Raw genomic sequence first — 12,842 nt, 5'->3', positions numbered from 1 at the left:
GCGGTGGTGAAGCGGCCCAGCACCTCGGTGGCATGCTGCAGCACCGCGGCGCGGGAGAAATCCGGCGGGCCGTCGGGCTGGCCGGTCAGCCAGGCCAATCCCGACGCACCCCAGGCGGCCCTGCCCATCAGGGCCTCCCGACCTCGTCGACGAGCCCCCACCGCAGCGCGGTCGACGCGTCGACGGTGCGCCCCGACAGGATCAGATAGCCGGTGCGCCATCGTCCGATTCGGCGGGTGACGCTGACGGTGCCCCCGGCGCCCGGAATCAGCCCGAGGTTGAGTTCGGGCAGGCCCAGCACCGCCTCGGGGTGTGCGCGCACCCGGCCGCAGAAGGCCGCCATCTCCAGTCCGCTGCCCAGCACCTGGCCGTGCACGTCGGCGCGGCAGCGCGCCCCGAGCCGGGCGGTCAGCGCGTCCAGCGCCAGCGCCGGGCTGTGACGGGTGCGGGCCAGGTGCGCGCTGGCCACATCGGTGAAGCCGCCGAACTCGGCCAGGTCGCCGCCGCTGCAGAAGGAGCGGCCGGCCCCCGACAGCACCACTTCGTCGATCGAGGTGTCGGCTTCGGCCACGGCCAGGCCGTCGAGCAGCGCGGCGCGCATCGCATTGCTGAAGGCGTTGTGGCGCTGCGGCCGGTTGAACCGAAGCAGCAGCGTGTCGCCGTCCCGGTCGATCAGCACCGGGTCGCTGGTGTCGGGCACGGTGGCCGGGCCGCGCTCGGCCAGCCAGCCGGCGAACTCCGGGCCGGCCTGCAGCACCGAGTAGGCCAGCGATTCGGTGAGCACCCCGTGTCGTGCGGGCGCGTTCGGGTCCACCGCGCGCAGCACGTCGTCGCAGATCGCGGCCGCATGCGGCCGGCGCCGGCAGTGATCGGCGATGTCGGCGAGTGCCTCGGCCACCGATCCGACGGTGATGATCCGGCGATCCGTGGCCTCGGCCTCCGAGAGGGTGAAGGTGGCGCGCTGCAGCCAGTGTTGCGCGTGCGCGGTGTCGAAGCGGCTGCCCGTCGCGATGATGATCCCGGCGCCGGGCTCGGCGTCGGGGTTGCCATCGAGGTCGACCACGCTGATCATGACGCACGTCAGCGTACCGATAGCGGTCCCCGGACCGACTCCGGCCGGTAGCGCAACTACCACAAAATGATAATGTCGTTCTCATCCACGACGGATTACGGGGAGCCGAGCGGTGAGCATTTCGTTATTGCTGGAAATGGCGGTTTCGGCCGACCCAGACCGGGTCGCTGTCGTCTCGGAGACCACCCGCTACACCACCGCCGAACTCAATGCCCTCGCCGACGCCGGCGCCGGGGTGATCAACGAGTCCGGCGCGAGCAGCGTGGCCTATATCGGGATGGGCGGCGACATGCTGCCGCTGCTGCTGTTCTCCGCGGCGCGGGCCGGGCGGCCCTTCGCCCCGCTCAACTACCGGCTCAGCGGTCCGGCGCTGCGCGAGCTGATCGGCCGGCTGCCGCAACCGCTCGTCGTCGTCGACAAGGAATACCTCGACCTGGTCGGCGACGTGGGTGACATCGGGATCGGCCCGATCGATTCGGCCACCTTCTGCGCCCGGGCCCGCACCACCACCCCGGAGGTGCAGTGGCCGGATCCCGACGACGTGGCAGTCGTACTGTTCACCTCGGGCACCACCTCGGCGCCCAAAGCCGTTGAGCTGACCCACAACAACCTGACCAGTTACATCACGCAGACCGTCGAGTTCGGTTCGGCGGCCCCGGCGGACGCGGCACTGATCTGCGTACCGCCGTATCACATCGCCGGTGTCGGAGCGGCGCTGAGCAACCTCTACGCCGGACGCAAGGCGGTCTATCTGCGTCGCTTCAGCCCCGCCGAGTGGATCCGGTTGGTCAAAGACGAGGCGGTGACCACCGCGACCGTCGTCCCGACGATGCTGGAGCGCATCGTGTCGGAACTGGAAGCCCACCCGGCCCCGCTGCCGACGCTGCGCAACCTGGCCTACGGTGGCTCCAAAGTAGCGCTGCCGCTGGTGCGCCGCGCGCTGGACCTGCTGCCCGACGTCGGCTTCGTCAACGCCTACGGCCTGACCGAGACCAGTTCGACGGTCGCGGTGCTCACCCCCGACGACCACCGCACGGCGTACGCGGCCACCGACGAAGCCGTCCGCAAGCGACTGGGGTCGGTCGGCCGCCCGGTCCCGGGCATCGAGGTGGTCATCCGCGACGACGAGGGCCGGCCGGTTGCGGCAGGAGAGCCGGGCGAGTTGTTCCTCCGGGGCGAGCAGGTCTCCGGCACCTACACCGGCATGGGGTCGGTGCTCGACGCCGACGGCTGGTTCCCGACCCGTGATCTCGCCGTGCTGGACGACGAGGGCTACCTGTTCATCGTCGGCCGCTCCGACGACACCATCATCCGCGGCGGCGAGAACATCGCGCCCGCCGAGATCGAGGACGTGCTGGTCGAGCACCCGCAGGTCCGCGAGGTCGCCGTCGTCGGCGCCCCGGATCCGGAGTGGGGCCAGATCATCGTCGCGTGCGTGGTTGCGGCGCCCGGTGCGTCACCGGAGCCGGAGGCGCTGCGCGAGTATGTTCGAGGACAGCTGCGAGGATCGCGCACCCCGGACCGGATCGTCTTCCGCTCGGAGCTGCCGACCACGCCGACCGGCAAGGTGCTGCGCCGAGAGCTCCTCGACGACCTGCAAGCCGCGAAGTAGTCCACATCGTTTCCCCCAAGCCGAAGGAACGCAATGATCAAGTCCGGTACCCGTCTGAAGAGCCAGGTGTGCGACACCCAGGTCATCGTGGTGAAGACCGCCGACAGCCTCGATGACCTGCGCGCCGGTGGGGCCCCGATGGTGCCCCTGGAGGACAGCGCGTCACCGGAGGCGACCCTGGATCCCGATTTCGCCGGCGGCGCGGTGATGGGTAAGCGCTACGTCGACGACGCCGGCGCCGAGGTGTTGGTGACCAAGGCCGGCGCCGGTGCCCTGAGCGTCGGCACCGTGCCGTTGGCCCTGAAGGAAGCCAAGCCGCTACCGGCCAGCGACTGACCGAGGGCGGTCAGGCCCGCTCGCGCACCGGCCGGTAGAACACCAGCAGTTGGCCGATGCCACCGGCGAGCCCGAGCCCGGCCGCGATCAGCAGCCCGGTCCACCCGTCGCACCAGTTCTGCCCGAACAGCAGGTGGTCCAGGCTGAGCGGCCCGGCGCCGAGCATGGCGATACCCACCGCGACGGCGGCCAGCACCAGGTTGTACTCCCAGCCGCTCTTGACGATGAAGAAGCCGTTGTCGCGGTGTACCGTCCAGGCCGCCACCAGCATCAGGGCGACGAAGCCCGCCGCGGGAATCGGCGTGAGCAGGCCGGCGGCCAGACCCAGCCCGGCGGCGATCTCGGTTCCGGCGGCCACCCGGGCGTGGAAGAGGCCGGGCCGCATACCGATGCTGTCGAACCACCGTGCGGTGCCGGGGATCCGGCCCCCGGAGAAAATCTTGTTGTAGCCGTGCGCGGCCATGGTCAGGCCCAGGCAGAGCCGCACGATCAACAGTCCCACGCCGTAAGCGGTCATCGAATGGGTTCTCCTTCTGCTCGATCTTCTTGGTCCTCTTGCTGATCCGCCACGCGCATCAGGTGCGCCAGCCGGCCGACGAAAACCGGCGGGTAGACGCCGACGCCGGCCCGGGTGACCCACTCGGCGGCGAACTCGGGCTGGCTGATCCACTGCCCGGCGCCGGCCTCGCCCACTTCTTCAGCGGCCTCCTGCAGCATGAACACCTCGCGCGGATTGTCGAAGGCTTGGAATATCAAGACCTTCCGGATTCCGGCCGCAGCAAAGGCGCCCGCGGTGTCGTGGACGTGGTCGATGAGCGCCTCGGCGTCCACGACTTCGGCCACCGCCGCGACCACTACCCCCGGCGGTTCGGCGAGGCTCGCCGGAGTCGGCCCCCGGGCCGGCGGTTCGGCGAGGCTCGCACTGTCGGCCAGCTCGATGCGCTCCACCAGCGAACCGGCGAAGACGGCGGGAATGTCGTCGACGCCGACCGCGTCGAACCAGGCCATGAACGCCTCGTCGCGGAGCAGATCGGTCACCGGCTGCGCGGCGCGGATCGACATCAGTGCCAGCACCCGGCCGGGATCGACCGACGAGGTGTAGACCAGCACGTGGCTGGCGCCCAGGTGAGCCAGGCTGTCGCGGTGGCGCTGCAATAGCGGCCAGACCCTGGCCGGATCCGGGACCCGATAATCCGTGACCAGCACCAGCGAACGCGACAGCGGCACGTTCTCGGTCAACGTGCGATCGCGCCGCTCAACTCGCCGGGCTCAGGTCTGCCGCGACCGACGCACACGCCGGCCCACAGCGGAACATCTCGATGTGACCCGATCCGGCGACACCCTTCGGGTCGAGGCCCGCCGCTCGCAGCGCCTGGGCCTTGAACGCGCGGGCTGCCGCGCTGAGCCGGTGCTGGCGGATGTCGACGTCGCGATCCAGCTCGGCCGGCACGTCGCCCCACAGCGTCACCTCGGTGCTGCTGTGTTCCAGCGCGTCGAGCACGCCCTGTCGCACGCGGGCGTGGCCGTCGAACATCTCGGCGCAGACGGCGATGGTCTGCGGGTTCGGCCACTGCTCCCATTGCGCGAGCACCGACTCCAGCTCCAGCACCTGCGCCCCGAGGATCTGCAGCGGCCGGGTGTCCTGCTCGTCCAGGATCATCACGGTGACGTCCCAGCCCGCCGTGGCGCGGTCGTAGAGCCAGCCACCGGCGGCCCTGACGACGTCTAGGACACCGCGGCCGACGATGTCGAACCGGTACCGCATGTCGGGGTCGGGGGTCATTGCAGGACGTCCTTTTCCAGTGGAGCGAAGTCGCGGGCCAGTGTTTCCGTGTAGGCCGTGAACACCTCGGCCAGCGGTATCGAGGGATCCAGTAGCCATGACATCTCCATTCCGTTGATAAAGGCGAGAATTTCCGCGGCCTTGATGGCCGCGTCGAAGTCGGTGCGGTAGCGGCCCGCGTCCTGCCCGCGCCGGATCAGGTCGGCGACGATGTCGACCGCGGCGTGGTAGCGCTTCAGCATCCGATCGTGCAGCGGCGCCTCGGGCAGTACGTTCTCGGCGAGCAGCACGGTGAAGGTTCCGACCAACTCGGGTGCCCGGGTGAATCGGTCGGCCACCCGCTGGATCTCCTCGATGAGGTCGCCGCTGCGGTCGGCGTGCGTGTCATCGTCGGCGTCGCGGGCGTCGAGCACCGCGTGCAGCAGCTGTTCCTTGGACGCGAAGTGGTGCAGCAGGCCCGCCGCGCTGACCCCGGCGTTGCGGGCGATCTGCGCCAGCGAGGTGTTGCGCCAGCCGTTGCGGGCCAACAGGTGCTCGGCTGCCAACAGAATCCGCTGCCTGCGGTCCTCGCCTTTGGCGAGCAGTGTGGCGTACGGCCGGGGTGAGGTCACCGGTCTCCTTCGATCAACCAACCAAGTGAACACACAGTAGGTTGGTTTGCGCGCTGTGACAAGGGTCTCATCGAAGAATCTTTGGTTACGGACTCACAACCGCGGCCGAGACCGCCTCACAGCCCCAGCGACTTGGCGATGATCATCTTCATCACCTCACTGGTCCCGGCATAGATCCGGGCCACCCGCGCGTCGGTGTAGAGCCGCGCGATCGGGTATTCCATCATGTAGCCGTAGCCACCGAACAACTGCAGACAGCGATCGATGACCCGGGCCTGCATCTCGGTGCAGAACAGTTTCACCCGAGCGGCGTCGGCGCCCGAGAGCGTGCCGTCGACGTGCTCGATGACCGCCCGGTCGAGCATGCATTGGGCGGCCTCGATCTCGGTGGAGACCGCCGCCAGCTCGAACTTGGTGTTCTGGAACGAGGCGACCGGTGAGCCGAACACGTTCCGGTTCTTCACATAATCGATGGTGGCGGCCAGCGCCGAGCGGGACTGCGCCACCGAGCCGACCGCCACGGTGAGCCGTTCCTGGGCCAGGTTGTGGCCCAGGTAGCTGAAGGCCTGGCCCTCGTCCCCCAGCCGGTTGGCCATCGGAACCCGCACATCGGTGAAGGACAACTCGGCGGTGTCCTGAACCTTGCAGCCCATCTTGTCCAGTTCGCGGCCCCGGGCGAAGCCGGGCATGCCGTCCTCGACCACCAGCAGCGTCAGCCCGGCGCGGCGGTTGTCGGGGTCGGTGGCGGTGCGGGCCACCACGATCACCAGATCCGCCTGAATGCCGCCGGTGATGAACGTCTTCGCCCCATTGAGGACGTAGTCGTCGCCGTCGCGCACTGCGGTGGTGCGCATCCCGGCCAGATCCGATCCGGTGCCCGGTTCGGTCATCGCGATCGCCGTCAGCAGCTTGCCGGCCGCCAGCCCGGGGAACCAGCGCGCCCGCTGTTCGTCGTTGGCGTAGTGCAGGAAGTACGGCAGGATCACTTCGAGCTGGGTGCGCACCGTGGAGAGCGTCACCAAAGCGCGCGCCGCCTCCTCCTGCAGCACCACGTTGTAGCGGTAGTCGTCGATGCCCGCGCCGCCGTACTCCTCGGGGATCGCCATGCCGAGCATCCCCAGCGAGCCCAGCTGCTCGAACACCTCGCGGGGCATCCGGCCGGCCTTCTCCCAGTTGGGGTACTCGGGCACCACGTGCTTCTCGACGAAGTCGCGGGCCAGAGCCCGGAACGCCTCGTGGTCTTCGGTGAACAGCACGCGCTGCATGACGGTGTCTCCTTAGCCGACCCGGCCGGCCTAGCCGACGAGTTCGACGATCGTGGCGTTGGCGGTTCCGCCGCCTTCACACATGGTCTGCAATCCGTAACGAATCCCGTTGTCGCGCATGTGGTTGATCATCCGGGTCATCAATACCGCGCCGGAGGCGCCGAGCGGATGGCCCAGTGCGATCGCCCCGCCCACCGGGTTGAGCAGCTTCTCGTCGGCGCCGGTCTCGGCCAGCCACGCCAGCGGCACCGGCGCGAACGCCTCGTTGACCTCGAACACACCGATGTCGTCGATGCCCAGCCCCGCGCGCTTGAGCACCTTCTCGGTGGCCGGAATGGGTCCGGTGAGCATCAGCACCGGGTCGGCGCCGGTCACCGCGCCGGCGGTGTAGCGCACCAGCGGGGTCAGCCCCCGGCGGGCAGCATCGTCCTCGCTCATCACCAAAAGTGCTGCGGCGCCGTCAGATATCTGCGAGGAGTTGCCGGCGTGGATCATTCCGTCGTCCCGGAAGGCCGGTTTGAGTCCGGCCAGTTTCTCGACGGTGGTGCCGCGGCGGATTCCTTCGTCGGCGTCCACCACCCCGCCTTCGGTGGTGACCGGAACAATCTGGTCGCGAAACGCCCCGGCGTCCTGCGCGGCGGCGGCCCGCTCATGCGAGCGCGCCGAGTACTCGTCGACCCGGGCGCGGTCGAACCCCCACCGCTGGCAGATCATCTCCGCGCCGATGCCCTGGTTGAACTGAAAACCGTCATAGCGCGCAAGAGCTTTGGGGCCGTAGGGCTCTCCGGTGGCCCGGGCCGCGCCGAGCGGGACCCGACTCATGACCTCGACACCGCCGGCGACGACGACGTCCTGCTGCCCCGACATCACCGCCTGTACGGCGAAGTCCAGCGCCTGCTGACTCGAGCCGCAGGCCCGGTTGACCGTGGTGCCCGGGATGGTCTCGGGCCAGCCCGCGGCCAGCACCGCGTACCGGCCGATGTTGGAGGACTGGTCGCCCACCTGCGACACACACCCCCACACCACGTCGTCGACGACGTCCGGGTCGACCCCGGTGCGGGTCATCAGCTCGTTGAGCACGATCGCGGACAGGTCCGCGGCGTGCGTGCCGGCCAGGCCGCCGTTGCGTTTGCCGACCGGGGTGCGCACCGCCCCGACGATCACTGTTGGTCGCATCTCTACTCCGATCTCACTTGGCGGGCCACCCGCCGGTGAAGCGCGGTGTGCGCTTCTCGGCGAAGGCCGCATAGGCTTCCGCGGCATCGGTGCCCGCGAAATTGACTAGCTGGGCTCGGGATTCGTTGAGCAGTGCCTCGGGCAGGGTGTAGTCGGCACCCTGATTGAGCAGCATCTTGGTCTGCGCCAGCGCCCGCGGCGGGCCGGCAGCCAGCCGGTCGGCGAGATCGTCGACGAACCCGTCGACCTCACCGGCGCCGATCACCCACGTCACCAGGTTCAGCGCCTGGGCCTCGGTGGCGTCGATGGTCTCGGCCAGCAGCGCCAACCGCTTGGCCTGCTGCAGGCCGACGATCTTGGGCAATAACCACGAGCCGGCCAGGTCGACCGACAGGCCTCGCTTCGAGAAGATCTGGCAGAACGTCGATTCCGGGGTGGCGACCACCAGATCGCAGCCCAGCGCCAGATTCCAGCCCGCCCCGACCGCCACCCCGGTCACCTTGGCGATGGTGGGCACTGACAGCTCGTGCAGCGCCAGCGCGACATCGGTGAGCCGCTGCAGCTTGTGCACCGGGTGGGTGTCGTCACCGGTGCCGATGTCCGCACCCGAACAGAACGCGCCGCCCGCGCCGGTGATGATCAGCGCGCGCAGGTCGCGGTCGTCGGCGGCATCGCGCAGCGCATCGCGCAGCGCCCGCCACAGCTGCGGGTTGATCGCGTTCTTGCGGGCGGGCCGGTTCAGGATGAGGGTCCGCACCCCGTCGCGATCGGTGCGCAGCAGAACGTCGGTCTCGGGCGCCATCAGCTGCCAGCCTGCCCGATCGCTCCCTGGCCGCGCAGCTCGGCGATCTCGGTGTCGGTGAAACCCAGTTCGCCCAGCACCACCTCGGTGTGCTCGCCGAGCGCGGGCACCGACCCCATCGGCGGCTCGAAGCCGGCGATCACCGGTGGCGGCAGCAACGACGGGATCGGCCCGGCCGGGGTGTCGATCGAGCGCCACCGGTCGCGCTCGGCCAGCTGCGGGTGTGCCAGCACGTCGCCGGCGGTGTTGTAGCGGGCGTTGCCGATTCCGGCGGCATCGGCCGCGTCCTGGATCTTGGCCAGGTCGTGCCGGGCGCACCACTGGCCGATCGCCTCGTCCAGGATCGCCCGGTTCGCCACCCGGTCGGCGTTGCCGGTGAAACGCGGATCGTCGGCCAGGTCGTCGCGGCCCAGTAACTCGCGGGCCAGCCGCTGCCACTCCCGGTCGTTGGTGGTGCCCAGCACCACGGTGTGGCCGTCGCCGGTCGCATACGCGCCGTAGGGCGCCACGGCCGGTGAGCTCATGCCCAGCGGCTGCTGTTCGATGCCGGAGTGTCGCGCATAGGTGAGGTGATAGCCCATCATCTCGGCCATGGTGTCGAACAGGCTGACGGTCACCGACGGCGCCGGCTCATCGCTGCCCGCACCCTTGCGGCCGATCAGCAGCGCCATGATCGACAACGCCGAGTACAGGCCGCTGGTCACATCGGCCACCGGCGGGCCGGGCTTGGCCGGCTCCCCAGCCCGGCCGGTCACCGAACACACCCCGGACTCGGCCTGCACCAGCAGGTCGTAGGCCCGCTTGTGCGACAGCGGTCCGCCACTGCCGTAGCCGTCGATCTCCACGGCGATCACGTTCGGGTGCCGGGCGGCCATGTCCTGCGCGGACAACCCCAGCCGCGCGGTGGCGCCGGGTGCGAGATTGGAGACCAGCACGTCGGCGGTGTCCAGCAGCCGGTGCAGAACCTCGCGTCCCGCCTCGCTTTTGAGATCCAGGGTGACCGACTGTTTGCCGCGGTTGACCCAGACGAAGTGCGCCGCCTGGCCGTTGACCACGTCGTCGTAGTAGCGGGCGAAATCGCCGCCGTCGGGGTTCTCCACCTTGATCACCCGCGCACCGAAGTCGGCCAGCGCGCGGGTGCACACCGGGGCGGACACCGCCTGCTCCAGGGCCACCACCGTGACACCGGCCAGCGGTGCGGTCATCAGTAGCTCCTCGGCATCCCGAGCACATGCGAGCCCAGGAAGTTCAGGATCATCTCCTGGCTGACCGGGGCGATCTTCATCAGCCGGGACTCCCGGAAGAACCGGGAGATGTGGTACTCCTCCGAGTAGCCCATCCCGCCGTGGGTCTGCAAAGCGCGGTCCGCCGCCGCGAAACCGGCGTCCGCGCACAGATACTTGGCCATGTTGGCTTCACGACCGCAGGACTTGCCGTTGTCATAGAGCCAGGTGGCCTTGCGCAGGATCAACTCGGCGGCGTCCAGCCGGGCCAGCGAGTCGGCGAGCGGGAACTGGATGCCCTGGTTCATGCCGATCGGCCGGTCGAACACCACGCGCTCGTTGGCGTAGCGGACCGCGCGGTCCAGCGCGACCCGGCCGATGCCGAGCGCCTCGGCGGCGATCAGCATGCGCTCCGGGTTGAGCCCGTGCAGGATGTAGGAGAAACCCTTGCCCTCTTCGCCGATCCGGTGCGCGGCCGGGACTCGCAGGTCATCGATGAAGACCTCGTTGGAGGACACCGCATTTCGGCCCATCTTGGGGATCGGCCGGATGTCGACGCGGTCGCGGTCGATGTCGGTGAGGAACAGCGTGAGGCCTTCGGTCGGCTTGCCTCCTCGCTTCTCCACGTCGTCGCGGGACTCGGTGCGGGTCAGCAGCAGGATCTTCTCGGACTCGAGGGCCTTGGAGATCCACACCTTGCGGCCGTTGACCAGGTAATCGCTGCCGTCCCGCTTGGCGAACGTGGTGATACGCGACGTGTCGAGTCCCGCGGTCGGTTCGGTGACGCCGAAGCACACGTGCAGGTCGCCATGGGCGATGCGGGGCAGGGTCTCGGCCTTCATCTCGTCGGAGCCGAACACCACCACCGGCTGCATCCCGAAGATCGACATGTGGATGGCGCTGGCGGCATTCATGCCGCCGCCGGAACGCGCCACCTCCTCGGCCAGGATGGTGGCCTCGGTGATGCCCAGCCCGTGGCCGCCGTAGGCCTCGGGGATGGTCATGCCCAGCCAGCCGCCGCCGGCGATGGCGTCGTAGAACTCCTGCGGGAACTCGTGCGCCAGGTCCTTGGACATCCAGTAGTGGTCGTCGAACTTGGACGCCAGCTCGGCGACCGACTGCCGGATCAGCTGCTGGTCCTCGGTCAGCTCGAAGCTCATTCCTTCGGGCATGGTCTCCTCCAGCTCGTCGCTGCACTCAGGGATAGGCGTTAGCCGAAAATGAGAATAACATTCTCACTCATTGGGTTCCCTCGGCGTACCAGGTGCGGAACTCGGCGTAATTGGGCATCTCCTCCGAGTTGGCCTTGGGGTCGATGCACACGTGGATCACCGCGGTCCCGCCCGCAGCATAGGCCCGCTTGATCGCCGGTCCGATCTCCGCCTCGTCCTGGACGTACTCGCCGTGGCAGCCCATGCCCTCGGCGATCTTGTCGAACCGGACGTCCTTGCTCCAGTGCACGCCCGGCTGCGGCGAGGGCTGGGAGAACGTGCGCTTGTACACCCCGACCTCCAGGCCCCACTGGTAGTCCACCCCGACCACGCAGACCAGCGGCAGCTTCAGCCGGGCGGCGGTCTCCAGCTCGGCGATGTGGAACAGGAACGCCGAGTCGCTGGTCAGCAGCATCACCGGCCGCTTGCCGCCCTCGGCGACCGAGGCGCCCACCGCGTACGGCAGGCCGGTGCCCAGGTGGCCGAAGTTCTGGTTCCACATCACGTCGTGCGGCTTGGCCTGCGAATAGGTCCAGCCGAAGATGACGGTGGCGCCGCCGTCGCGCACCATGATGCCGTCGGCGGGAAAAGCCCGAGTGGCCTCGACGACGAAGCGCGCCGGGTGCACCGGGCTGCGTCCGGCCGGCGCGGTCTCGGCCAGCTCGGCGAGCTGCTCGGCGTCTTGGCGGATCCAGCGGTCCAGCTCGGCCGACGGGGTGCGCGGTGTGTCTTTCAGAGCTTCGACCAACTGCGGGACGATGCCCCGCAGATCACCCACCAGCGGCACGTCGACGGGCCGGTTCACCCCGATCGCCATCGGGTCCTGTTCGACGTAGATCCATTTGCGCTCGGCGTTGCGCTCCGCCCAGTGCCGGGTGGTGCCGTAGTGCACCGGCTCGCCCAGTTCGGTGCCCAGCGCCACACAGACATCCGAGGCCACCACCGCCTCGACCGCCGATTGGGAGAACCCGTAGGGGAAGGTGCGGTCTTCCAGACCGGGGATGAACGCGGTGCCGCCGGAGGTCTGGATCACCGGGCATGCCATCAGTTCGGCCAGCTCACGCACCGCGGCCGCGCTGCGCGAGGTGTGTACGCCGTGACCCACCAGCAGAATCGGGCTGGCCGCGTTGCGGATGATCTCGGCGGCTTCGGCGACCTCGGCCGCCCCGGCCCGCTGGTTGACCAGCCGATAACGGTGCGGCTCCGGCGCACCGGCGACATCGAGCTCTTCGAGGATCACGTGCGACGGGTATTCGATGTAGGCCGGGCCGGGGGTGCCGGACATGGCCCGGCGGATCGCCTCGTGCACGATCTCATCGGTCTGGTCGGCGTACTCGATCGACGCGCTGTACTTCACCGACGGCGCGAAAAGTTCTTCCTGGCGGACGAATTGGATACGCCCGCGCCGCACTCGCCGCTCGGTGATGCGGGCCCGCTGCCCACCCAGGAACACCACCGGGGAGTTCTCCACCTTGGCGCACATCATCGCCCCGGCGATGTTGGCCACGCCGGGCCCCAGGGTGCCGATGCACAGCCCGGGCGCCCCGGTCATCCGCGACGCCGCCTCGGCCATGAACCCGGCGCTCTCCTCGTGGTGCGGTGCCACCACCGACCAACCGCGCTGTTCGGCCTCGACGAACATGTGCACGAAGTTGGGGTCGGGGATACCGAACAGCGTGTTGACGCCCTCGGCCTCGAACAATTCCAGGATCCGGCGATATACGGGAACACCCACTTCTCGAAACTCCTTG

13 protein-coding genes are annotated in these 12,842 nt (G+C 69.2%); 2 read left to right on the top strand and 11 right to left on the bottom strand.

Annotated features, from left to right (window positions below):
* Positions 1–127: 127 nt before the first annotated feature.
* Positions 128–1,072: an enoyl-CoA hydratase/isomerase family protein gene (locus DQP56_RS07580; RefSeq protein WP_112684345.1), complete on the bottom strand. Its 945-nt coding sequence runs from the start codon at positions 1,070–1,072 to the stop codon at positions 128–130.
* 112 nt (positions 1,073–1,184) lie between these two features.
* Here DQP56_RS07580 and DQP56_RS07575 point away from each other — a divergent pair, with 112 nt between their 5' ends.
* Positions 1,185–2,684, top strand: coding sequence for a class I adenylate-forming enzyme family protein (locus DQP56_RS07575; RefSeq protein ID WP_112684344.1), 1,500 nt, complete (start codon positions 1,185–1,187; stop codon positions 2,682–2,684).
* Positions 2,685–2,717: 33 nt separating this feature from the next.
* Positions 2,718–3,020, top strand: a complete 303-nt coding sequence (locus DQP56_RS07570) for a hypothetical protein (RefSeq protein WP_083037238.1) — start codon at positions 2,718–2,720, stop codon at positions 3,018–3,020.
* Positions 3,021–3,030: 10 nt separating this feature from the next.
* Here the strand turns inward: DQP56_RS07570 and DQP56_RS07565 are convergent, their stop codons facing one another.
* From DQP56_RS07565 to DQP56_RS07520, 10 genes are all read right to left on the bottom strand, one after another.
* Positions 3,031–3,537, bottom strand: a complete 507-nt coding sequence (locus DQP56_RS07565) for a DoxX family protein (protein WP_013827685.1) — start codon at positions 3,535–3,537, stop codon at positions 3,031–3,033.
* The gene (locus tag DQP56_RS07560) at positions 3,534–4,259 is read right to left on the bottom strand and encodes a fatty-acid--CoA ligase (protein WP_112684343.1); all 726 of its coding nucleotides are present in this window, start codon (positions 4,257–4,259) and stop codon (positions 3,534–3,536) included. The genes DQP56_RS07565 and DQP56_RS07560 overlap by 4 nt, the downstream gene beginning before the upstream one ends.
* Before the next feature lie 16 nt (positions 4,260–4,275).
* A complete protein-coding gene (locus tag DQP56_RS07555) occupies positions 4,276–4,803 on the bottom strand; it encodes a hypothetical protein (protein ID WP_205868817.1) in 528 nt (175 codons plus the stop codon).
* Positions 4,800–5,414 (bottom strand): TetR/AcrR family transcriptional regulator, encoded by a 615-nt coding sequence (locus tag DQP56_RS07550; protein ID WP_112684342.1) that lies wholly within the window; start codon positions 5,412–5,414, stop codon positions 4,800–4,802. Before DQP56_RS07550 ends, DQP56_RS07555 begins: the two co-directional genes overlap by 4 nt.
* A 116-nt stretch (positions 5,415–5,530) precedes the next feature.
* Complete coding sequence (locus DQP56_RS07545) at positions 5,531–6,679, bottom strand: acyl-CoA dehydrogenase family protein (RefSeq protein WP_112684341.1); 1,149 nt, start codon at positions 6,677–6,679, stop codon at positions 5,531–5,533.
* A gap of 30 nt (positions 6,680–6,709) precedes the next feature.
* Positions 6,710–7,855 carry a thiolase family protein gene (locus tag DQP56_RS07540; RefSeq protein WP_112684340.1) on the bottom strand — a complete coding sequence of 382 codons (1,146 nt, stop codon included), beginning with the start codon at positions 7,853–7,855 and terminating at the stop codon, positions 6,710–6,712.
* 13 nt (positions 7,856–7,868) lie between these two features.
* Complete coding sequence (locus DQP56_RS07535) at positions 7,869–8,657, bottom strand: enoyl-CoA hydratase/isomerase family protein (RefSeq protein WP_112684339.1); 789 nt, start codon at positions 8,655–8,657, stop codon at positions 7,869–7,871.
* Positions 8,657–9,862: a CaiB/BaiF CoA transferase family protein gene (locus DQP56_RS07530; protein ID WP_112684338.1), complete on the bottom strand. Its 1,206-nt coding sequence runs from the start codon at positions 9,860–9,862 to the stop codon at positions 8,657–8,659. The genes DQP56_RS07535 and DQP56_RS07530 overlap by 1 nt, the downstream gene beginning before the upstream one ends.
* Positions 9,862–11,052, bottom strand: coding sequence for an acyl-CoA dehydrogenase family protein (locus DQP56_RS07525; RefSeq protein WP_112684337.1), 1,191 nt, complete (start codon positions 11,050–11,052; stop codon positions 9,862–9,864). Before DQP56_RS07525 ends, DQP56_RS07530 begins: the two co-directional genes overlap by 1 nt.
* A 67-nt stretch (positions 11,053–11,119) precedes the next feature.
* A complete protein-coding gene (locus tag DQP56_RS07520; protein ID WP_112684336.1) occupies positions 11,120–12,826 on the bottom strand; it encodes a thiamine pyrophosphate-binding protein in 1,707 nt (568 codons plus the stop codon).
* Positions 12,827–12,842 lie beyond the last annotated feature (16 nt).

The organism is Mycolicibacter senuensis (assembly GCF_003284925.1).
Taxonomy (GTDB): Bacteria; Actinomycetota; Actinomycetes; order Mycobacteriales; family Mycobacteriaceae; genus Mycobacterium; species Mycobacterium algericum_A.
The sequence above is the reverse complement of the archived record's forward strand: the minus strand, read 5'-3'. Positions and strand labels throughout refer to the sequence as shown.